The organism is Neolewinella sp., from assembly GCF_965214665.1.
Taxonomy (GTDB): domain Bacteria; phylum Bacteroidota; class Bacteroidia; order Chitinophagales; family Saprospiraceae; genus Neolewinella.
In genome coordinates this window covers 1877277-1900775 of record NZ_OZ243970.1, presented here as the reverse complement: position 1 = coordinate 1900775, position 23499 = coordinate 1877277, and the positions used below count along the sequence as shown (strand labels likewise).

Genomic DNA, 23499 nt, shown 5'->3' with positions numbered 1-23499 from the left:
GGCCCCGCCCCTGCCTACTTGGTGGTGATCAAAATGGCCCCGGAGAAGGCTTCCCCGTAGCCCAGTGCGGCTAGCTCTTCCTTGTCCTTCACTACCGTGACCTGCGTGATGCGGTCGGGTGCCAGGTCGGCCATAGCCGCGCGCTCGATACGCTTTCCGTCCAGGAGGATGAGGACATTGCCGGATAAGCCTTGGTCGAAGATGGTGCTGTCGCGCAGCTGCCCGTTATCACCACGAACAGTTACTTCAGTGCCGCCCACCTCTTTGTCTTCATCGACCCTGACTAACTGCACGTTCAGGGGTCGGTCTGCGTCCTGATTGAGTTGGGTCGCCTGGATGCTGGTCTGGTACCCCACGTAGGAGAAGACGAGATGCTGCGCGCCGTCGGGCATAGCAATGGTGAAGTTGCCCTCAAGATCGCTTATCGTTCCCATCTTGGTATTTTGCACAAGTATCGATGTCCCAATGAGCGTTTCGCCGGTTTCCGCGTCGGTCACCGTACCGGAAATGATCGTTTCCTCCGTAGGAGTAGTGGCGTTGCTTTCCGCTGCCGTAGGTGCATAGTCCGTATCGGGCGTGCAAAAGGCGAGCAGCAGACAGAGTGGCAGCAATACCAGGAGCAGTAGCAAAGACGAATTACTGCGATCGGGTGAGGTGGTAGCCCCAAAGAGGCGTTGCACGCGGGAGGTGAGGGTACGTGGATCTACTGCAGACATGGTATAGGTAGTTGTAGGAGGAAGAGAAAAGCGAGCGACCCGCACGAGGGCACGGGCGTAGGTCTGTTGACCGGTGCTGGCACTAGCCGCGTCGTCACAGCCGTATTCCCGCTCCCGGTCAAGGCGACGGGCAAGCCAGTACACCAGAGGGTGGTAGAAAAAGAGACTCACTATTAGTAGCTCCACGCTGTTCCAGAGCACGTCGTAACGGCGCACGTGGTGGAGCTCGTGGAGCAAGATGGCCTCGACCTCCGCGGGGGTGAGGGTGGCCAGTAGTCCAATGGGGAAGAGGATGACCGGGCGGAATACGCCGACCACCAGGACCTGCCGTACGCGAGCCGTTATTTTCCAGCGTACCTCCCGCCCGGGTACGACCTTTGCGCTCACTCGATCGAATAAACTCATCCACTCCCGACCGGGCGAGTCACCGCCGTTCCGCAGCCGTAGCGTGATGCCGTACTGATAGCTCCGTACCCCGGCGAAGAGCGTCAACCCGACCAGGTAGGCAAGCGCCAGGTAATCCATCCAATGGAGGGATAGCCCAGACTGGCTCAGGCCGTCGGTGAGCAGTAGGGTAGCGGGACTACCCAATCCTTCGACCGTGGAACCAGCCTGGAAACCGTTCCCGGTCGCATCCCACCACGCCAGCAGCAGCAGCGTTCCGAAGGTTAGCGGTAGCGCGAGCAGCGTCATCAGGTAAGCCACGTAGCGGTGTCGCGCCTCCTTTAGCGTACCGGCCAGCAGATACCCGAGACCGGTCACGACGATAAACAGCCACAGGGAATGCAGCAGGGCGGTAGCCAGCACGGCGAGTAGGGTATGGATCAGGGAGGCGCTCATCGGTTATCTTTTTGTTCGGCGATCCACCGTTCTAGCTCGTCGAGTTCTTCTAGAGAGGGTTGATCGGTACCCAGGGCCTTCAGCGCTAGCCTGAGCGCGGAGCCGGCGAAGACGGTATCCGATAGCCGTTCCACCAGGGCGGTCTCCGTAGCCGACCGATCCACCGCCGCCCGGTACTGGTGCTGCTTGCCGGCCCGCGACCGCGTGACCAGCCCCTTGCGGTGCATACGCTGGAGTTGAGTCAAGACCGTGGTGTAGCTCACGTCTTTGCCCGCCGCTGTGATCCATTCGTGCACGTGCTGTACCGTAGCGTTGGGGTGTTCCCAGAGCGCGCGTAGCAGCAGTAGCTCGGCTTCGGAGGGTAGGGGTGGTTGGGTCATACTACAAATGTAGTAGTTATTGTTGAAACCTACTACTGATGTAGTAAATAAATTTGCTGTTGGGTGCTCTGGGTTGACCTAGTGCAGGATGAGGGAGGTGCGGGGGCAGGTGCGGGGCTGCGTTACAGAATTAGCGCAGCCAGAGGCTGCATGTTGCTGGCGTCCCGATAGCTATCGGGAGTGGCAGCATTGTACTTTTAGGGCGTATTTACACTGTTAGCTACCCAACGAGCGAAGCGAGCTGCCCCACCCTTAACTCCTTAACCCCCTGACTCCTTAACCCCTTGACCCCCCCAGAACTAGTCCAAAAATGGTCCGCCAGCGGAGCCGCAGAATCCGCCAACGCCCAATCTTTCACCAATGACCTCTGTGCCCTGCTCGGCGTGGAGCGGCCGCAGCCCAGCCTACCCGACGACAGCCAGAATACCTACGTGTTCGAAAAGCGGGTGACGGGTAGGAACGGCAATACCAAGTTCATCGACTGTTACAAACGGGGGCACTTCATCCTGGAAAATAAACAGGGGGCTAGCCTGGAATCGGGGGGTAAGCAACCGCTCTCCCAAGAACACCGCACCCGCGCACGCGCCCAGAAGACGGGACACGGCACCCGCGGCAGCCAGACCTACGACACGGCCATGCTGCGGGCCAAGAACCAGGCCGAAAACTACGCGCGCCTCCTTGACGGGCCCGAACTGCAGGGCGGCCGGCCCCCCTTCCTGCTGGTCTGCGACGTGGGCCACAGCATCAGTGTGTACGCCGACTGGAGCCGCGCCGGGGGCCACTACCAACCCTTCCCCGACCCCAGTAGCTACCGCATCGCCCTGACCGAGCTGCACCGCGACGAGCTGCGCCAGCGCCTGCGCCTCATCTGGACCGACCCGCTCCGCCTCGACCCCGCCCGCCGCAGCGCCCGCGTGACCAAGGAGATCGCCGATAGCCTGGCGCGGCTAGCCAAAAGCCTGGAAGAGACGGGGGAGACGGCCGAGCAAATCGCCGGCTTCCTGATGCGCTGCCTGTTCACCATGTTCGCCGAAGACGTGGGGCTGCTGGACCAAAACGCCTTCACCAAGCTCCTACGCGGCTGCGTGGACAAACCCCACAGCTTCCAACCCAAGGTAGCGGAGCTCTGGCAGAAAATGAACAGCGGCGGCTACAGCCTCGTGCTCGACGCCAGGCTGCGGCGGTTCAACGGGGGATTTTTCGCGGATACGATGGCGCTGGACCTGAACGCCGACCAGATCCAGCTCCTCCTCGAAGCCGCCCGGGCCGACTGGACGGAGGTGGAGCCCGCCATCTTCGGTACCTTGCTGGAACGGGCCCTGAGTCCGCGCGACCGCCACAAGCTCGGCGCCCACTACACCCCGCGCGCCTACGTGGAGCGGCTCGTACAACCCACCGTACTGGACCCCCTACGCGCCGAGTGGGAAAGCGTACAGACCGCCGCCCTGAGCGAGCGCGAGTCCGGCAACGACGCCGAGGCCCGCCGCTTGGTCAGCGCCTTCGTACAGCGACTGGCCGACGTGCGGGTGCTGGACCCGGCCTGCGGCAGCGGCAACTTCCTTTACGTCACCCTGGAGCTACTCAAGCGACTGGAGGGCGAGGTGCGCAACGTACTGCGCGATCTGGGCGAGCAGCAAGTGAGCATGGGCATCGCGGGGGCGACGGTCACGCCGGCCAATATGCTGGGCATCGAGCTCAATCCCCGCGCCGCCGCCATCGCCGAGCTCGTGCTCTGGATCGGCTACCTCCGGTGGCAGATTCGCACCACCGGTTCGACGGACCTGGGCGAGCCCCTCCTGCGCGATTACCACAACATCGAAAACCGCGACGCCGTCCTGGCCTACACGGGCACCGAGCCCTTACTGGACGGGGCGGGCGAGCCGGTCACGCGGTGGGATGGCGTCACGTATAAAATTCACCCCGTCACTGGATTGGAGGTACCGGATGAGGGGGCGCGGTCGCAGGTGCTGAGGTACGTGGAACCGCGGGCGGCGGAGTGGCCGGCGGCCGATTTTATTGTTGGGAACCCGCCGTTTCTAGGCAAGGGTGAGAAGATGCGTATGGCTTTGGGGGATGGGTATATGGAGGCAATTCAGGTTAGCTATAAAGACATAGCTGCATCGGCAGACTTTGTTATGTACTGGTGGTATAAAGCTGCAAAATTGCTTCAAGCTGGTGAGGTCTCACAATTTGGTTTTATAACCACAAACAGTATTTCTCAAACTTTCAACCGGCGAGTCATTGAGGGTTTTCTGATAAGTAAAGACCCAATTTCCATTGTTTACGCAATAGCAGATCATCCTTGGGTTGATAGTGCTGACGGTGCTGCAGTAAGAATTGCTATGACGGTAGCTGGTGCGCAAAACGAAGGTCGGCTTGAAAAAGTCATAGAAGAATCTGAAGAGTATAGCGAATCTGGAAAGATTTTATCGATTAAGCAGACTCATGGACTGATTTTAGCCGATCTAAGAATAGGTGCAAACGTCGCGAGTGCGGTAGCACTTGAAGCTAACGAGCGCATCAGTTCCAACGGCATGATGGTTAACGGTAGCGGATTTATACTAAGTGAGGAAGAAGCTCAAGCATTCGGTAAAGGAGTCTCGCCTGCAGTAGACGAAGTGATCAAAGCGTACAGAAACGGAAAAGATATAGCTCAAAAGTCTAGGGATGCACTCATCATTGATCTGTTCGGTATGAAGCCATTAGGGGTGCAGACTGCATTCCCTGAAATATATCAGCATGTAGTTGACGAAGTAAAGCCCGCACGTGATGTAAACAGAAGAAAGAGCATCAGGGAAAAGTGGTGGCTTTTTGCTGAACCAAGAAAAACGCTTCGGAAAGCTTTGGTCGGCCTAGATCGATATATTGCGACACCAGAAACTTCTAAACACAGGTATTTTGTATTCCTGGACATTAGCATTACGCCAGATCATATGTTGGTTGCAATAGCAATTGAAGATGCGTATCATCTAGGAGTGCTAAGCTCAATTATACACACTGCATGGGCTGATGTGGCTGGAGCGCGGTTAGGAGTTGGTAATGACTTGCGGTACAGCAAATCAAAATGCTTTAGTCCCTTCCCCTTCCCAACCCCCACCGAAGCCCAACGCCAAACCATCCGCGACCTAGCCGAACGCCTCGACGCCCACCGCAAGCGGCAGCAGGCGGTGCATCCGAAGTTGACGATGACCGGGATGTACAATGTGCTGGAGCGGGAGCGGTCCGGCGAGGTCCTGAGCGACAAGGAGCGCAAGATTCACCAGCGGGGGCTGGTCAGCATTCTCCGCCAGCTCCACGACGAGCTCGATGCCGCCGTGGCCGCCGCCTACGGATGGCCAACCGACCTCGCCGAGCAGGAGATCCTCCAGCGCCTGGTCGACCTCAACGCCGAGCGGGCGGCGGAGGAGGCTAGGGGGCTGGTCCGCTGGTTGCGCCCCGCGTACCAGGCCCCGGATGAGTTGGTGGGTAAGCAGTCTGCCCTGGAACTGGTAGATGAAGATGCCCCGGCCCCGGTCGTGCTCGCCGAAAAGCGCACCTGGCCCACCGACAAGCCGGGTCAGGTGACGGTGCTGCGGGAGGTGCTGGGAGCGGCCGGCGGGCCGGTGGGGGAGGCGGCCCTGGCCGACGCGTTCAAGCCGAAGTTGAGCAAGAAGCGCTTGGGGGTAGCGGTTGGGTTGTTGGAGGTGCTGGGGGGGCTGGGGTTGGTGGGGTGGAGTGGTGGGGGGTGGGTCCAGAAAATTTTAGAGTTAAAATTAGCGGAAACATCTAAGTAAATTATGAGCACTTATCAAGCAATAGAAAATGGTCTTAAGTCCATTAACGGAACCGTCTTTCAAGAACTGTGTGACAGCTACTTGAAGCTAAAAAATGATAACTACATAGCATTTTTTAGAACAGGTAGCCAAATTGGTAAGCAAAAAACCAGAAAGGGCACTCCTGATTCATACTTTCTTCTTCCGAATGGTAATTTTATATATGTTGAAATCACAACTGATATTTCTACTAAAAACAAGCTTGTTAATGACATCAATGCCTGCTTTGATCAGAAAAAAACTCAAATACCGCCGAACAGAATTGAAGAAATTATAATTTGTATCAATTGGATGCTTCCGCCTGACGAAGCAAACGTTTTATTCGCTACACTGCGTGAACATTCATCGAATACGAAGCTAAGAATAGTTTCATTGCAAGAAATGGCAATCGACTTGCAATTCAACTATAGACAGATTGCAAAAGAGTATTTAGGAATAACTATTGGAAGTGGTCAGCTTATAAGCATGGATAAGTTCATTGAAGAGTATAATTCTGCATCTGGAAGTATTGCTACTCCTATAAATAATCAGTGGGTTGATCGAACCGAATTGGAGCAAGAGCTTAATAATTTAATTGCAAGTGAAAATATTATAGTTGTCACGGGTCCTGCTGGGGTTGGTAAAACGAGGGTATGTCTTAAATGTATAGATCACTATCTGAACTGTAATTATAGTGCTCGGGCGTTTTGTGTCTCCTATAAGCATCACAGTATTTTAGATGATTTACACTATGACCTCAATCAGGACGGTGACTATTTAATATTCGTTGACGATGCAAACAGAGTCGATGCTATAAGCCAACTAGTAGGATTTTATAAATCCTTCACCACCGGTAGCTTAAAACTGATATTTACAGTGCGTGATTACGCATACTCTACGGTACAAAGGCAACTTCTAGACTTCTCATCATCTAGTTTAGAAGTTGACAGATTAACTGACGAACAAATAGTCAAAATAATTTCAGGTCCTCCGTTTGAAATTGGAAATAACATTTATTCTCGAAAAATTGTAGATATCTCTGATGGAAATCCACGATTAGCTATTATGGCCTCGCTTTTAGCTAAGAAGGAACAGAGAATAGGAGCACTGACTGATGTATCTGAACTATTCAAATCATATTTTGAGACGTTCTTGCGGGATGATATAGATCACCACGAAAACATGAACCAACAAGCGCTTGGCATAACAGCGTTCTTTTTCGCTTTTCCTTTTAAGAACAAGGAGAAATCTGTAGAAGTACTTGAAAAGTTTGGATTAAACTATTCGGACTTCATAGATTCTATAGAGCAACTTGAAAGATACGAATTGGTTGAGGTGCAGTACGACTATGTCAAAATACCTGAACAGAATCTATCTACATATTTTTTCTATAGAAGTTTCATCGATCAGGAATCTTTATCGTTTTCGGTTTTGCTATCAGAATTTTTCCACAGCGACAGTAAGAGATTTAAGGAATGCGTTGTGGCGGCGAATAATACTTTTGGTCCAGGTAAGGTTATGGAAAAACTGACACCGTATTTGCGAGATTATTTTTATAAAGTTTATGACAATGAGGATAGCGTTTTAAATCTATTCTCAGTTTTTTGGTTTTACCTGGTAGAAGAGACGCTAGTGTATCTATCAAAATCAGTGGCTCAGATGGTAGATGTCGAACCCAAAAAGTATACCATAGATTACCAGAATAATAGCTTCAGTCACAACAGAAATAGAATTCTTGAGATTCTGACAGACATGTTAAAAATACCACTCGTTGAATTCGATAGCATCCTTAGCATAATATATAATTATGTAAATAAAAATACATCTTTATTGCCGGAGCTAATACATAGTTTACAGTCGGTAGTAGCATTAGATGAAGAGGACGAGCGTACTAATTTATATAGGCAACAGAAGATTATCTCTTTTCTTACTACAAAGTGTGCAGATAACGATAAACTGGGTATAGTTATGGCTATTGAATTATCCAATATTTTGCTAAAATTCTATTTCAGTCATTCAAAGAATTTCAGGGGCAACACTATAACTATATATAACTATCCTTTTCCACTAACGCCAACTGCGAAGTGCATGAGGGGGATGGTTTGGGATATGTTAATTCATATGCCATCCGAATATCATACCAAAATAATAGATACCATACAAAACTACATGCATTCTATGCCTGGTATCCAGGTAGAGTTAGTCGAATATGATAAAAATTATCTGATGCATATTTTCAATGAAAGAATGAACCCTAAGGTGTTTTTTGATTCTTTGGTAGTTCACCAGGTTTTAAATTTTTGGAGCCGAAATTCGGTAGAAGAGTCAGAATTAGCAGACAAAATAAGAGATAAGTATAACACTGACCTATACAAAATGTATTTGAAAGTTGACTGGAACCGGTACAGGGATGAGGAACTCTATGAGTTTGAAGATCATAGAGAATACGATAAGATTAAAACCGCTGACATTGTCAGACAATTTCAGCTCAACAATTACGCTGAGGTTGACGAATTTGTAGACAATTTTATCACTATAAAGGGGGGACTTACTCAGCATCATAGTATAGAGCCTTCTCTAGATGTAGTTATAAATTCTAATTTTTCACGTGATTTGGATATCGGACTGTATTTACTACAGAAGGTCATTAAGAGCAATGATCGTATAGGGTATATTCCACGATTAGTGTTTTTTAACCATTTGGGGAACAGAGATAATACTGAGGCTATCTGGCACCTATTGATTTCGTCTACATTTGAACATCAAAGCAAATGGAAAGTTAGATTCTTTGAAAATTTGAAGTCAGATTTCATTGATGATGAAATATTGTCTGCCTTTTTCGACACCATCAAATCTCTACCTTCGGGCTGGCACTTTGATTTTGGTAGAGTTCAAAACTTCACAGATAAATACCCCGAATTTTTTGTAACAACATTAAAATTAATAAATACAATAAATGCCACAAGTGAAAATAAAATAATTTTTTGGACATCACTTTTCCAAGAGAATGATGACTTAATTCAAAAATACACTGAAGAATTTCAGGTGGCCTATATGCAGCAGAAGCAATATCAGGCTCATTACGATCATAATGGTGAAGCGTTTATTAAGTTACTGCGCCTCGATAAATCCTTTTTGTTGAAATATATAGATAGCCTTTATGCTAGGTATGAAAGTATATTAAACCTTTCGAGTGATAGATTTGGATATATATGGAGTATAGAGGCTATTGAATATGAATTAGAGGCGGTTTTTGACAAAATATGTAATAATGAAAAGCATATATTTGGCCGCGAATTTTTTGTCAACTCTTTTTTCACACCTCTTCGTGAAGAGGACAGATCGAGAGCGTATAGCTTCATCTTGAGTTATGCACGAAATAACTCTAAGGACGATATGAAAATTAATATCGCTGTAGACATAGTTCGGAAATCTATGCCTGAAATATATGAACAGGTAATAAACGCATTTCTAGATGAATGTCAAGATGTGGAAATTTTTTCTAAAATATGGTGGCGAGGTAACGGGGGGGCGTATTCAGGGGAAGTAATAGTTGCTGACGTTGAAGCATCTGATTGGATGAGAATTCAAGGTATAGTACAAAAATTGCCTTCTCGTATTGAATTGTTGCCAATTAAGCTGTATATAAAGGATAAGATTGATAATTGCAAAGTGCATGGTGATTTTGAGAGGCAGAGGAAGTTTGTGTCTAGGTTTTAGAGACACACCGAGGTAGTGTCGTGTAAACGGTGTCATAGTTTTTGCGACGGCTTCTAGACCCTTGATCAAGTTCGATTTCGACGAGATGCTAACATTTGCATACCAACAATATATTAACAGAAAGTTTGTTTTTCCTGGCGACAAGGTGGTAGCGGAGATCAATATCCTATCGGTTGACCATTTTGCGCATCAATTGGAAGAAGGCATGAAGTTTACCTTTAGCGAGGGTGATTTGCAACCAATCGGAACGGGTAGGATATTAGCGGTTGTGAATAAACGACTGGACAGGCAGTTTAGTGAGGAAATGTCGATCTATGACCATCAGTGAGCTACAAGTGGATATTATCAATGCGGTGCTACAGGCCACTAATAGGTCTGTGCAGTCTAGGATAAGAGAGGGTGTTACGCGGGAAGTTGAGCGACAGTCGGAAGAGGAGGACTCAGGTTGGAAGGGTGCCGTTAGGGAGCTTCCTACAGGTGTGACGTTAGAGGATTTTATGGAGGGGTAGGGCTACCGGAAGGTGTCATTTGAGGAGTTTACGCGTCTTGCGTTGGATGGGGAGTGTGTGAGGTGTCGTTGGAGGATTTGTTGAAGCTGCGGTCAATATTTGCTATTATCTCACATGGTTCACTTCGTTGCTGGTAACCGCAATGGAAGTATATTTGTTCTCACTAATCAATATGTGAATAGATGTTGATAACATTTCTAGTATACTGGCTAATGAAGATGACGTTCATCTCATTTGTGGCAGCGATTCCCGTTTTCTTGTACAAAACGGAGGGATTAGACGCTGCGAATGATTTTAAGTCTACAGTCGGAACATACATTACCTGTATGCTCATATCCAGTATAGTGGTAGTGATCTATTTGATGCTTGACTATGTGCCGGACTGGGTTATTTAATATATACTGGTAAGCAATATGATTCGCCAAACTATGATAGACCAAAAGCAACTTTACCAACTCGCCGACCGGAAACTACTTGAGCTTGCCGAGATGAGCAACGTCACGGTGGGGGAGCGGGAGGCGTACGAAGAGAGCTTGAAGTACTACCGAGACATTAAGAATGTAGTGGATACTTCGCGGGAGGAGGGGAGCGAGGAGCGAGCGGTTACCATTGCACGGCGAATGCTGGATGCGGGGCTGGGGGTGGAGCAGGTGGCGGAGTTTACGGGGCTGGGGGTGGAGCAGCTTCACGTACCAAGACCGAGTGGCTTGTAGCCCGAGCTGGTTTGCATCGGTGTTTTGGGTGCTCGGGCCGGAGGCCACTCGACCTTGGAGGGTCGGGGAAATTTCTTTTTTTGAAGTGCCCCGCTTAGCCTGGCATCTTTAGCGTGCCACTCTTAGCGCAGCCGGAGGCTGCATTTTGCTGCCGCTGCCGGAGGCAGCATTGTACTAACCCCCACCCGCCTCCCGCAGCACCGCTAGGTGCTGGCCTCCGTGCGTACTCCGTGACACCCTCTGTGTAGCCCAATGAGCGCTACGTGTTGAGCCCCCCAACACCCGCCACCCCACACCCAAACTTTTCCCATATTTTCGAACCCCCCCGCCAACCACCAAATCCGGGTGACCAATGGACCTGCTCCTTACCCTCTTCGGCTTTGGCCTCATTGGCCTCACCCTCACCGACTTCTTCTACACTACGCTGTCCTGCAACGGCTCCGGCGGCATGACCACCCTGATCAACGCCGGGGTACGGCAGGTCTTTCACATACACACCGACCGCGGCCGGCGCTGGAACGGGGCGGTCCACCTCATCGCTACCCTCCTCAACTGGGTCATCCTGCTGCTCGTAGCGGGCTTCCTGGTCTACGCCGGCTTCGACGACATGGTCATCCACTCCAGCACCCAGGAGCCGGCCACCCTGCCGCAGCGGGCCTATATGACCGGCTTCGTGTTTTCTACCCTGGGTACGGGCGACTACATACCCGGCAGCGACTTTAGCCGCTACTTCACGGTGGTGTACTCCATCCTCGGCTTCGGGGTGCTCACCACGGCCATCACCTACATCATCAACGTGATGAGCGCCGCCAACCGCAAGAAAAACCTGGCCACCTACATCTCCAGCATGGGCAATACGCCGCTGGAGCTCTACGATTACTTCACCACCCAGCCCGACGGCAGCTTTTTCACCGAGCGCGTCGACGACCTCGTGGAGCTCTTCAACACCCACATCAACAACCAGCGCTGCTATCCCATCGTGCGCTTTTTCCTCTCCGACGGGCTGGCCTACTCCGCCACCGTACAGGTAGCCTCCCTGCACGAGGCAACTATGGCCCTACGCATCTGCTACCGTGATGATGCCGCCGTGACGGCTCACCTCGTGCGTATGGACCGCGTAGCCGGACACTTCCTGGAACTGGTCAACACCCACGCGCGTCACCGCGGCGAAGACGAGGAGCTATTGAAGTTGCGCGGTGGGTGGGCCGACCGCGTACCGGAACTGGCCCACCCCGCTGGCGGCGAGGTGGAAGAAAGCAACGTCCGCCTGGGCGCCCTGCTTTCCCAGGCCGGCCGGTCGTGGGAAGAGGTGTATAAGGATGAAACATAGCCCACTTAGCTTCGGTTACCCCACAAACACCCCCGACCTATGGACAGCACCGATGTACTTCTCCACTGGGCCTACGTGGCCGTCATGTTCCTGAGCGCTGTGATCATCCTCAGCATGGCCCGCAAGCCCAAGGGGGTACCGCAGTACAAGTACCTCATCCACACCTTCGTGGTCGTATGGTCCGGACTGGCCTACTCCGCCATCGCCCTGGGGCAGGGTACCGTGGAGGTGGGTGGCGAGACGGTCTACTTCGCCCGCTACCTCGACTGGGTGGTGAGTACGCCCCTGCTGCTACTTTCACTGGTTCTCACTGGTAAGTACACCCTAAAGTTAGAGGGCTCGATCACGGCCGGCTTGCTCGGTTCTCAAGTTATTATGATCCTCACCGGTCTCATCGGTGATCTTTCCCCGGAGGGCAACCGCTGGTACTGGTACATCGCCGGCTGCGTGGCGCTGCTGGTCGTCTACCGCCTGATGTGGAAGGAGCTCTACGAGAAGGCCAAAATTCAGGGTCCGGAGCTCACGGCAGCTTATAAGGGGTCGGCCGTTTTTCTAAGTGTACAGTGGCTGCTCTATCCGCTGGTGTGGGCGTTGGGTACGCCGGGGCTGGCGCTGTTCGGTCCGCTGCTGACATCGGTGCTTTTCATCATTCTACCCATCGTTTCCAAGGCCGGGTTTGCCTTTTACAACCTGGGTAAGCTGCGGGCGCTGCCGCATCATTTGCACCAGGGGGCTGCTAATCCGCGCTCGGTGGAGGAAGTACGGGAAGCAGCAGGCAATCCATCTCCCGCACTAGCCTAGGGCGGGGCCGCAGGTGCAATGCTTACCCCAACCCAAGTTCCCCCCGCACCCGCCGCGTCAACCCCGCCACCACCAACGCATAACTCTGGTCGATCAACTCCTCCACCAATCGGTCGTCGAGTGCCCCCCGCTCCACGTACACCGTGTTCCAGTGGCGCTTGTTCATGTGCCAGCCGGGCACGATCACTTCCGGGTACCGCTCGCGCAGTTCCACGGCCCGCTGTGGGTCGCACTTGAGGTTGATGCGTAGATCGTCGTCCGCCAGACCGGTGAGGGCAAATAGCTTGTCAGCCACCTTAAACACCAGGGTGTCGGGGCCGAAGGGCAGTTCCTCGGTGACCGCCCGCTTCGCCAGACAGTAGTCGCGTAGTCGATCTAATTCCATTTTGGTAAGGTAAGCACTACCAGGAGGTAGGGTGCGTTTTGTACCTTCGTCACGGACTCACCCCCGACGTTTGCACCTTACCCGTATGAAAACCACGCTTTGTCTGGCTTTTTTGTGCCTTTTTTGCACCTGCGTACGCGCCCAGAACACTCTGAGCGGGCGGGTGCTGGACGAACAGGGGGCCGCCGTGGCCTTCGCCAACGTGGCCCTGTACACCAGCGCCGACTCCCAGCTCGTCAAGGTCGAAATCACCGGCGACGACGGTAGCTTCCGGCTCCAGAACCTGGCCGCCAGTACCTACGATCTGGTCGTGACCTTTCTGGGTGCCCCGGACCTTCGTCACGACCATCTCCAGCTCGACCGATCTACCGACCTGGGCACCCTGCAACTGGCTCCCGCCGCGGTAGACCTGGTCGGGGCCATTGTCACCGCTACCCGTGCCCTCGTGGAGGTGAAGCCCGACCGTACCATCTTCAACGTGCAGGGTACCATCAACGCCGCCGGCAATGATGCCCTGGCCCTGCTGCGCATGGCCCCCGGCGTGACGCTCGACAATAACGACAACATCAGCGTACTGAGCCGCGCCGGCGTGATCATCTACGTCGACGGCCGCCGGCTGCCCCTCACCGGCACCGACCTGACCAACTACCTGCGCAACCTCATCGCCGAGCAGATCGACCGCATCGACATCATCTCCAGCCCCGGGGCCAAGTACGAGGCCGAGGGCAACGCCGGTATCATCGACATCCGCCTCAAGAAGGCCGAAAACGAAGGCACCAACGGTACCCTGGCCGCCTCCGGTAGCCAGGGCCGCTACGCCGTCTATAGCCTCAACGCCAGCGGCAACTACCGCAACCGGCGCCTCAATCTGTTCGGTAACCTCGGCTATACCGCCAACGACAGCTACACGAAGTCTATCTTCACGAGCCGACAAAATCAGTTCCTGCTCTTCGACCGGCAGTACAGCCAGCCCCAGCTGCGCACCCCCGCCGCCCGCGTGGGGCTCGACCTCTATCTCGGCAAACGCTCCACGCTCGGTACCCTCTACAGCGGGCAGTTTCAATCGAGCGTGCGCGATGTGCAGAACAAAACCGTCATCCACAGCGACTCCTTCGGCTCCACCATTCCGGAGGACCCGCCGCCCTGCTCCCAGGCCGATAGCATTCTGATCGGGGGCGTAGACGGGCGCGGCGACCACACCCAGAACACCTTCAACCTCAACTACAACTACGCCATTGCCGCCGGCCACAACCTGAACGTGGACCTCGACTACGGCCGCTTCCGCAACGACGATGTGCTCGACCAGCCCAACCGCTACGAAACCCCCGACGGCCGCCTGCTGCGTACCGCTGACGCCTACTTCGACACCCCCATCGACATCGACATCTATACCGGTCGGCTCGATTATGACTTCCCGTTGGGACCGGGGGCGGCAAGCGCAGGTGCAAAGTACACGCGGGTAAAAACCGATAACACCTTTCTGGCCTACGACGGCCTCTCGCCGGTGCGCGACTTTCGCGCCGATCGCAGCAACCAATTCACCTACGACGAGACGGTCTACGCTGCCTACCTCACCTACGCCGGCAGCTTCGGCGAGCGGCTGAGCTACTCGGCCGGTCTGCGCCTGGAGGCCACCCGCGCCGATAGCCGCTTGCTGGAGTTGGAGAACAACGCGGTGACCACCCCCATCGATTCGAGCTACCTCAGCCTGTTTCCCAACGCCGGCCTCACCTACCAGCTCGACGAAAACCACACGCTGAGCCTCCGCTACGGCCGCCGCATCAACCGCCCGGACTACAACGTCCTCAACCCCTTCCGCGTACAGCTCAACGAGCTCAGCTACGAGGCCGGTAACCCCACCCTGGGCCCCGAGATCGTCAATAACCTGCAACTGGGCTACACCATCGCCGGCCGCTATAACTTCCAGCTCGCCTACAGCCGCACCGAGGCAGCGATCGCGCGCCTGTTCAGCCCCGACCGCATCAACCCCGCCGCCGGCTTCGCTACCTACGACAACCTGAACCAGCGCACGGTCTACTCCCTCAGCGCCAGTGCCCCCGTGGAGCTCACCCCCTGGTGGAGCGTCTATTTCTCCGGAGCGGCCAGCTACGTGAGTAACCAGGCCAACTTCCCCGAGGAGTTCGGCCGACCCGCCCCGGTGGTCGACGTCAAGCAGTTCAACTACAGCGGCCTACTCCAGAATACCTTCACCCTGCCCTGGGACCTCACCGCCGAGCTCACCGGCCGTTACATCAGCGCCGGGATCAGCGAGGGCATCTTCGAGTACGATGCCCTGGGCTACGTCAACGTCGGCCTCCAACGCAGCTTCCTCGCCGGCCAGCTCAACGTCAAGCTCAGCGGCAACGACCTGTTCCGCAACTTCGTCATCAACGGCGGCAGCAACTTCGATGGCCTGCTGTTCCGCGGTAGCATCCTACGTGATAGTCGCCGCGTGGCCCTGAGTGTGAGCTACAACTTCGGCAATCAGAAGGTGAGTAGCCGGCGGCGGGATACGGGGCTCGACGAACCCGCGGGGCGGGTGAGGTAGACCCAGCTTCGCTGGGGTAGAGCCCTCGCTTACGCGTTCGGGCATAGACCGCGTTGCGGATAGACCCTTCGGGTTAGACTCGTCTCGCAGGCATAACATGCGGCAGCTCTACCTCGCTTTAGCGAGCCTACCCCCGAACGCGTAGCGAGGGGTCTACCCCAGCAAAGCTGGGTCTAAAACAGAATGTTTTTCACTACCTCTGCATACCCCCGGCTAGCCCGCACCAACTCCCCGTTCACCAGCACCACGTCGTAGCCGTGCCCCTCGCGGTAGATTTCCCGGATTGCCGCCCGGTGAATGATCGTGGAGCGGTGGATGCGTAGGAACCGGCCGGGATCGAGGCGCGCCTCCGTCTCCTTGAGGCTGTACTGACTTAAGAAACTGCTGTCGGCAGTGACGATGGTAGAATAGTCACCCTCGGCGCGGATGCAGAGAATTTCCTCTACGGGTAGGGCGATGTACTTACCGGCCCGGGGCACCATGATGCGGTCGGGGTAGGGGGCGACGCTGCGGTCGTCGCGGAGTTGCTGGGCCAGGCGAGCGACGTTGGGTTGGGCGGTAGTGGCAGGCGCCGTGCGTAGATTCAGCCGGTCGATGGCGGTGGCGAAGCGGGCGCTGGCGTAGGGCTTCAGGAGGTAATCTACGGCGTGGAGCTCGAAGGCCTCCAGGGCGTACTGGTCGTAGGCCGTGCTAAAGATGACCAGGGGAAGCTCGTCGAGCCGGGCCAGTACGTCCAGACCGGTCAGCCCCGGCATCTGGATGTCGAGGAAGATGAGCTCGGGCCGGTGCTCGCTGATGATGCGCAGGGCGTCGACGCCGTTGGCGGCCTCGCCCACTACGATTAGGTCGGGGTACTCAGCCAGGTACTCCCGGAGCAGTTGACGGGCGGGGGCTTCGTCGTCGATCACGACTACTTTGCGGAGCATAGGCAAGGGGAATGGTAAAGGTGCAGCGGGTACCGTGCCCGGGAGTGGAAGCTATAGTGAGCGCGGTACCGTAGAGTAGAGCCAGGCGGCGACGGGTGTTGGTGAGTCCGTAGCCCGGAGTGCAGTTCGACGGATCGAACCCTGTACCGGTATCGGCCACGGTGAGTGTAAGCTGGTTGTTGGCAGCGCTGGCCGAGATGGTCACCGTACCGCCTTCGAGTAGCGGTGATAGGCCGTGGCGGACGGCGTTCTCGACCAGGGGCTGGAGCAGTAGGGGGGCAATCTCGGCGCTGAGCAGTTGCTCCCGCTCCACGTCGACCCGGTAGTCCAGCCGGTCTCCGAAGCGTTCTTTTTCGAGGGCCAGGTAGTCGGTGACGAAGCCGAGCTCATCGGCCAGCGGTAGTACCCGCTCGCGGTTGGCCCGCAGCTGGTAGCGAAAGAGATCGCTAAGCTGGGCGATCATGTCGCGGGTACGTTCCTGCCCCGGGCCGGTACTGGCACTGATCGTGTTGAAGGCGTTGTAGAGGAAGTGGGGATTGAGCTGGGCCTTGAGGGCGCTGAGCTCGCTGGTCAGGGCCAGGCGCTCGCTCTCGGCGCGGGCTAGCTCCGTGCGGCGCAGGTCCTGGTAATAGTGCCAGGCGTGGAAGATACCGAATTGGAGGATGTAGAAGAGGGCGGGAATGTAGATGTCCCACCACTGACCCGGTCCCTGTAGGTGCCCGCCGCCGAAGAAATTATCCACCAACCAATAATAGGAAAGCTGCCAGCCCTTCACCCACGCCGGGAGTAGTGCCAGATTGAGGGCTACCCTGTAACCAAACGGCCAGTGACGCAGTACCCGAAACGTCAGGTACCAAATTGGTAGAGTGTACAGTGCCTTGAGGGGATAGTCGAGGTAGAGAATACGGAAGTTAAAGTATTCAAACAGCCCCTCCGGTGCCCGGTAGCCCTGTGGGAAGGAAAAGCGCAGCACCACCATATAGAACAGCCCGAAGGAGAGGTACAGAAGCACCACCCAGCTTAGTTCCCGACTCCACCATCCGCGTGATTCGCTCATGGTACAAGTATAGGCCGTAGGTGCCGCACCGCCGGCCGGTAATCGGTGAGCGACCACTGCCGGGGGGCGAATGACCAGGCGCACTACCGGACAAGGCCGGCGTGGGAGCCCATCGACGAAATCTGGTCATTCACCGAAAAAGTCATACTGACACGTAACAGAGGCGGCACCTTCGCCGTGTCAATAATAACCTAGTAGCCAATTATAGCCATGCGCACCACACTCACTATCACCCTGACCCTCCTTCTTTGCACCTGCGTCCGCGCCCAGTTTAATGTGATCGGACAGGTACAGGACGCGGAAGACCAGGCCGTGGCCTTTGCCAACGTCGCCCTGTACGCTACTACCGATTCTAGCCTCGTGAAGGTGGAAACGACTGATGATGCCGGGGTATTTCGGATGCAAAACGTACCGGCTGCCACCTATACGCTAAGCGTGACCTACCTGGGAGCCCCGGAGCTGCGCCAGGCGGTGGACGTCACGAAGGACTTCGACCTCGGCGTACTCACCCTGGCCCCCGCCGCCGTGGAGCTGGCCGAAGCCACCGTGACCGCCCAGCGCGCCCTGGTGGAAGTGAAGCCCGACCGCACGGTGTTTAACGTGGAGGGTACCATCAATGCCGTCGGCAATACGGGGTTGGACCTACTGCGCAAAGCACCGGGAGTGACCATCGACAACAACGATAACATCAATGTGCTGAGCCGCTCCGGCGTACTGCTGTACGTGGACGGGCGGCGCCTACCGCTACAGGGACAGGACCTGAGCAACTACCTGCGCAACCTCACCGCCGAGCAGATCGACCGCATCGATATCATCACCAACCCGGGGGCGAAGTACGAGGCCGAGGGCAATGCCGGTATTATCGACATTCGCCTAAAGAAGCCGGAAGACGAGGGGGCTAACGGCTCGCTGAGCACCAACGCCAGCCAGGGGCGCTACTTCCGGGGCGGCGTGGATGCCAGTGGCAATTACCGCAACCGCTGGGTCAATGTGTACGGCAACGTGGGCTACAACAGTATCGAGAACTTCAACGAGATGCTGTTCGACAACTACCAGAACGGCCTGCTGCTCGACGAGGATAACCTGGGGCGCTACAGCGGGCGCACGGCGAACTACCGCCTGGGGGCGGACTTCCGCATCGGGGACCAGCACACGGTCGGTGTTTTGGTCGGTGGCCGCTACAACGACGCTACCAATCTGGAAAATAACGAGACGGACATCTTCGCAGTGACCGGCAGCACGCTACGCTTTGACTCTACCCTCGTGGCTCAGAACGTTTCCGACAGCGACCGCGGACAGAACACCATCAACCTCAACTACCGTTACGCCATCGCCGATGACCGTAGCCTGAACGTCGACCTCGACTACGGCCGCTTCCGCAACGACCAACTGATGGACCAGCCCAATCGCTACTTCGATGCGGAAGGCCGGCCGCTGAGTAGTCTGCTGAACTACTTCGAGACGCCTACGGACATCGACATCTACACCGCGAAGGCCGACTACGAGCAGCCCCTGGCCGGGGGCGTGCTGAGTGCCGGTACCCGCTTTAGTCGCGTGCGGACCTTCAATACCTTCCTGTTCTATGCCTACCAAGATGGGGGGCTGGACGACCGGACGCTCGACGTGCAGCGCAGTAACCAATTCGACTACTCCGAAGACGTCTACGCCGGCTACCTCAATTACGCCGGACAACTCAGCGAGCGGTGGAAATTCACGGCCGGCCTGCGCGTCGAGGTGACTGACGCCACGGGCGAGCTCACCCCCTTCGACAACAAGCTCGAGGAGCCACCGGTAGAACTCAATTACGTCAGTTACTTTCCTAATGCCGGCCTCACCTACGCCCTGAACGCCCAGCAGGGCAACACCCTCAACCTAGCCTACGGTCGCCGGATCAACCGACCCGACTACAACGTCCTCAATCCCTTCCGCCAGCAGTTGAGTCAACTGAGGTACGAGCGAGGCAACCCGTTTCTGAACCCCGAGATCGTAGACAACGTCGAACTGGGCTACACCCACGCTTACCGCTACAACCTCAAGATCGCCTACAGCAGCACCGCCGACCAGATCACCCGCCTCATCGCGCCGGACGACGATGACCCCCGCGCCAGCTTCATCAGCTGGGACAACCTGGCTACCCAGACCGTCTGGTCCGCCAACCTCAGTGCCCCCGTCCAGGTGGCGGAGAAGTACAATATCTACGCCAACCTCTCAGCTAGCTACACCGACAACCAGGCCAGGTACGCGGACGGCGGGGTGGTAGACGTGCAGGTATTCAGCTACGGCGGCTTCATCCAGAATACCATCAACCTACCCTGGGGCCTGACCGGCGAGATCGGCGGCTACTTCAGCGGGCCGGGCGTCTGGGGCGGGGTGTTCCGCTACGAGGCCCTCGGCGCGCTCAACGTCGGCCTACAGAAGAAATTCCTCAACGACCAGCTGAACGTCAAGCTCAGCGGCAACGACCTCTTTTTCACCTCCGGCTGGCGGGGCGAGAGCGAGTTCAACGGCCTGCGCAGCGTGGGCAGCGGCAACTGGGACAGCCGGCGGGTGGGAATCTCGCTGAGCTATAACTTTGGCAATCAGAAGGTGAAGGTGCGGGATCGTAAGTCTGGGCTGGAGCAAGAAGCTGGACGGGTGCAATAGACCTGCGCGTTGCGCAGGGTAGAGCCCTCGCTAACGCGTTCGGGCGTAGACCGCGTTGCGGGTAGACCCTGCGGGTTAGACTCGTCTCGCAGGCACCACAGCGGTAGCTCTACCCGCCTTGGCGGTCTACCCCCGAACGCGTAGCGAGGGGTCTACCCGGTCGCGCAGCGCCGGTCTACCTCCTATCTTGCCCAAAATTCAAGCTATGGTCTCCATCATCATGGGTTCCGACTCCGACCTCCCCATCATGCGCCAGGCCGCCGAGGTGCTGACTGACTTCGGCATTGAGATCGAGGTCACCGTCGTCTCGGCCCACCGCACGCCCGAGCGGCTCTTCACGTACAGCAGGGGGGCGGCGGCGCGCGGGGTGCAGGTCATCATTGCGGGGGCGGGGGGAGCGGCTCACCTTCCGGGCATGGTGGCTAGCCTGAGTCCGCTGCCCGTGATCGGGGTGCCCATCAAAAGTCGGAATAGTATCGACGGCTGGGACTCGGTGCTTTCTATTTTGCAGATGCCAGGCGGCATACCGGTAGCCACCGTGGCACTGGACGGAGCGAAGAATGCAGGGCTACTGGCGGCACGCATTTTAGGAGCGCAGAATGAAGCGATCCGGAATAGGGTGGTGGCTTACCAGGAGGAACTACGGACAGCAGTAGAAGAAAAATACACGCGACTAGAACGCGACGGCTGGCAGTAAGTGGCTCCCGGCATCCCTACCGGGCTTGCTAGTGGTTCCCAGCATCCCTGCCGGAGTTAGCGGCTCCCGGCATCCCTGCCGGGGTTAGTGGCTCCCGGCATCCCTGGCCGGAGTTAGTGGCTCCCGGCATCCCTGCCGGGGTTAGAGGCTCCCGGCATCCCTGGCCGGAGTTAGTGGCTCCCGGCATCCCTGCCGGGGTTGCTACCTTTACCCCCAAAGCGACGACCCATGGCCAGCGAGGTAAAAGAAGCCGAAAACTTTATCGAGGAGATCATCGTCGAAGACCTCGCCCGGGGCAAGCACGGCGGCCGTATCCACACCCGTTTCCCCCCCGAGCCGAACGGCTACCTGCACATCGGCCACGCAAAGGCCATCGTGATCAACTTTGAGACGGCGAAGAAATTTGGGGGCACGACCAATCTGCGGATGGACGATACCAATCCCAGCACCGAAGAGACCCAGTTCGTCGACAACATCGAGCACGACATCCGCTGGCTGGGGTATGACTGGGAGGGGAGTACCCGCTACGCCTCCGACTACTTTGAGGAATTGTACCAACTGGCGCTCCGCCTGATCGATAAGGGGCTGGCCTACGTAGACGACTCCTCCGCCGCCGAGATCGAGGCCCAGAAGGGCGATATCGGCGTGCCGGGTACGAACAGTCCCTACCGGAATCGCAGCGCGCAGGAGAATCGGAAGCTGTTCGAGGGCATGAAAAATGGCGAGTTTGCCGATGGCTCCCGGGTGCTCCGCGCCAGGATCGACATGGCCCACCCCAACCTTCTACTGCGCGATCCGGTGCTCTACCGCATCAAGCACGAGGCCCACCACCGTACGGGCGATACCTGGTGCATCTACCCCCTGTACGATTTCGCCCACGGACAGAGCGACTCCATCGAGGAGATTACCCACTCGCTGTGTAGCCTGGAATTTCGCCACCACCGCGATCTGTACAATTGGCTGATCGAGGCCCTGGAAATCTTCCCGAGCCGGCAGATCGAGTTCGCCCGCATGAACGTCGACTACTTCATCACCTCTAAGCGCAAGCTCAAACTGCTGATCGAGGAGGGCGTGGTGACCGGCTGGGACGATCCCCGCATGAGCACCCTGGCCGGACTGCGCCGCAAGGGCTACCCCGCCGAGGCCATCCGTAATTTCTGTATGGATACCGGCGTCACCCGCCGCGACAACCAGCAAACCCTCGATCTGCTGGAGTTCAAGGTGCGCGAAGTCATGAACCGCGACGCCGATCGCTACATGGCCGTGATCGACCCCGTCAAACTGGTCATCACCAACTACCCCAAGGGCCGCACTGAGCAGCTCGACACCGAGAATAATCCCGAGGACGAAAGCCACGGCACCCGTCAGTTGCCCTTCAGCCACGAGCTCTACGTCGAGCGCGACGACTACCGCAAGGAGCCGCAAAATCGGAAGTATTACCGCCTGGCCCCGGACAAGGACGTCCGCCTCAAAAGCGCCTACATCATCCACTGCGACGGCCACGAGGAGGACGCCAACGGCAACGTCACCCAGATCAATTGCACCTACTACCCCGATTCCCGCTCCGGCGAGGACACCAGCGGCGTGAAGGCCAAGGGCACCCTGCACTGGGTCAATGCGCCCACCGCCGTTGACCTGGAAGTGCGTATGTACGAGCCGCTGTTTACGGATCCCACGCCGATGGACTACCCGGAGCGGGACTTCATGGAGTTCATCAATCCAAATAGCCTACATGTCATTACCGCCAAGGGGGAGCCGGCGCTGGCCGGGGCCGGGGTGGGGGAGAGTTTTCAGTTTTTGCGGCAGGGGTACTTTACGGTGGATACGGATAGTACTCCGGAGCGCCCTGTGTATAATCTTACGGTTGGACTCAAGTCGAGTTTTAGGGGATAGACCTGCGCGTTGCGCAGGGTAGACCCCTCGCTGGCGCGTTCGGGGGTGGACCGCTAAAGCGGGTAGAGCTGCCGCTGTGGTGCCTGCGAGACGAGTCTAACCCGAAGGGTCTATCCGCAACGCGGTCTACGCCCGAACGCGCCAGCGAGGGCTCTAACCCAGCAAAGCTGGGGCCTACTTAACCCGATACCCGAGCTCAACCAATAGACTATCCACCCGCTCCCGCTGATCACCCTGAACAATAATCACCCCATCCTTCACCGAGCCCCCCACACCACACTGCACCTTCAAGGTCTTACCAAGTTCCTGCAGCGCCGCCTCACTGCCCGTAAAGCCGGTGACCAGCGTAGCGGACTTGCCCCGACGGTACTTGCGGTCTACGGTGACGCGGAGGGGATCGGATTGCGTTGCACCTGCGTTTCCGGCTACTGCTTCGTCCTGCGGCAAATCATCGGGGGGAGGGGGGAGGTTACTGAGCTGGGAGAGCGCGGCGAAGGGGTTCTCGTCTGGCTGGGGTGCACCCTGGGGAGCGTAATTTTTTTTGGCCATG

Annotated in this window: 15 protein-coding genes; 9 read left to right on the top strand and 6 right to left on the bottom strand. The window is 56.3% G+C overall.

Annotation, left to right across the window (positions count from 1 at the left end; all coding sequences use genetic code 11):
* Nucleotides 1-14: 14 nt before the first annotated feature.
* Both ACOOHD_RS08450 and ACOOHD_RS08445 read right to left on the bottom strand, forming a co-directional pair.
* Nucleotides 15-1556, bottom strand: coding sequence for a M56 family metallopeptidase (locus ACOOHD_RS08450; protein WP_420461131.1), 1542 nt, complete (start codon nt 1554-1556; stop codon nt 15-17).
* Nucleotides 1553-1936 (bottom strand): BlaI/MecI/CopY family transcriptional regulator, encoded by a 384-nt coding sequence (locus tag ACOOHD_RS08445; RefSeq protein ID WP_420461130.1) that lies wholly within the window; start codon nt 1934-1936, stop codon nt 1553-1555. Before ACOOHD_RS08445 ends, ACOOHD_RS08450 begins: the two co-directional genes overlap by 4 nt.
* 284 nt (nt 1937-2220) lie before the next feature.
* On the opposite strand from ACOOHD_RS08445, the gene ACOOHD_RS08440 reads away from it, so the two are divergent.
* From ACOOHD_RS08440 to ACOOHD_RS08420, 5 genes are all read left to right on the top strand, one after another.
* Entirely contained in the window at nt 2221-5709 is a 3489-nt protein-coding gene (locus ACOOHD_RS08440; protein ID WP_420461129.1) for a class I SAM-dependent DNA methyltransferase, read from the top strand.
* 3 nt (nt 5710-5712) lie between these two features.
* Nucleotides 5713-9447 carry an ATP-binding protein gene (locus tag ACOOHD_RS08435; RefSeq protein WP_420461128.1) on the top strand — a complete coding sequence of 1245 codons (3735 nt, stop codon included), beginning with the start codon at nt 5713-5715 and terminating at the stop codon, nt 9445-9447.
* Nucleotides 9448-10369: 922 nt separating this feature from the next.
* Nucleotides 10370-10669, top strand: a complete 300-nt coding sequence (locus tag ACOOHD_RS08430) for a hypothetical protein (RefSeq protein WP_420461127.1) — start codon at nt 10370-10372, stop codon at nt 10667-10669.
* 352 nt (nt 10670-11021) lie between these two features.
* A complete protein-coding gene (locus tag ACOOHD_RS08425) occupies nt 11022-11999 on the top strand; it encodes a potassium channel family protein (RefSeq protein ID WP_420461126.1) in 978 nt (325 codons plus the stop codon).
* Nucleotides 12000-12038: 39 nt separating this feature from the next.
* Nucleotides 12039-12800 (top strand): bacteriorhodopsin, encoded by a 762-nt coding sequence (locus tag ACOOHD_RS08420; RefSeq protein WP_420461125.1) that lies wholly within the window; start codon nt 12039-12041, stop codon nt 12798-12800.
* Nucleotides 12801-12822: 22 nt separating this feature from the next.
* On the opposite strand, the gene ACOOHD_RS08415 is transcribed toward ACOOHD_RS08420, so the two are convergent.
* Entirely contained in the window at nt 12823-13185 is a 363-nt protein-coding gene (locus tag ACOOHD_RS08415; protein ID WP_420461124.1) for an MmcQ/YjbR family DNA-binding protein, read from the bottom strand.
* Nucleotides 13186-13270: 85 nt separating this feature from the next.
* On the opposite strand from ACOOHD_RS08415, the gene ACOOHD_RS08410 reads away from it, so the two are divergent.
* Complete coding sequence (locus ACOOHD_RS08410) at nt 13271-15733, top strand: TonB-dependent receptor domain-containing protein (RefSeq protein WP_420461123.1); 2463 nt, start codon at nt 13271-13273, stop codon at nt 15731-15733.
* Between the two features lie 173 nt (nt 15734-15906).
* On the opposite strand, the gene ACOOHD_RS08405 is transcribed toward ACOOHD_RS08410, so the two are convergent.
* Nucleotides 15907-16659, bottom strand: a complete 753-nt coding sequence (locus tag ACOOHD_RS08405) for a LytR/AlgR family response regulator transcription factor (RefSeq protein WP_420461122.1) — start codon at nt 16657-16659, stop codon at nt 15907-15909.
* Nucleotides 16589-17716, bottom strand: a complete 1128-nt coding sequence (locus ACOOHD_RS08400) for a sensor histidine kinase (protein ID WP_420461121.1) — start codon at nt 17714-17716, stop codon at nt 16589-16591. The genes ACOOHD_RS08405 and ACOOHD_RS08400 overlap by 71 nt, the downstream gene beginning before the upstream one ends.
* A gap of 210 nt (nt 17717-17926) precedes the next feature.
* Here ACOOHD_RS08400 and ACOOHD_RS08395 point away from each other — a divergent pair, with 210 nt between their 5' ends.
* The 3 genes from ACOOHD_RS08395 to ACOOHD_RS08385 all read left to right on the top strand — a co-directional run bounded on the left by ACOOHD_RS08395 (nt 17927) and on the right by ACOOHD_RS08385 (nt 22949).
* A complete protein-coding gene (locus ACOOHD_RS08395) occupies nt 17927-20359 on the top strand; it encodes a TonB-dependent receptor domain-containing protein (protein WP_420461120.1) in 2433 nt (810 codons plus the stop codon).
* Between the two features lie 205 nt (nt 20360-20564).
* Nucleotides 20565-21056: a 5-(carboxyamino)imidazole ribonucleotide mutase gene (gene purE, locus ACOOHD_RS08390; protein ID WP_420461119.1), complete on the top strand. Its 492-nt coding sequence runs from the start codon at nt 20565-20567 to the stop codon at nt 21054-21056.
* Nucleotides 21057-21284: 228 nt separating this feature from the next.
* Nucleotides 21285-22949 (top strand): glutamine--tRNA ligase/YqeY domain fusion protein, encoded by a 1665-nt coding sequence (locus ACOOHD_RS08385; RefSeq protein WP_420461118.1) that lies wholly within the window; start codon nt 21285-21287, stop codon nt 22947-22949.
* Nucleotides 22950-23123: 174 nt separating this feature from the next.
* Here ACOOHD_RS08385 and ACOOHD_RS08380 read toward each other — a convergent pair whose 3' ends face one another.
* Nucleotides 23124-23498, bottom strand: a complete 375-nt coding sequence (locus ACOOHD_RS08380; RefSeq protein WP_420461117.1) for a translation initiation factor — start codon at nt 23496-23498, stop codon at nt 23124-23126.
* Between the last annotated feature and the right edge of the window lies 1 nt (nt 23499).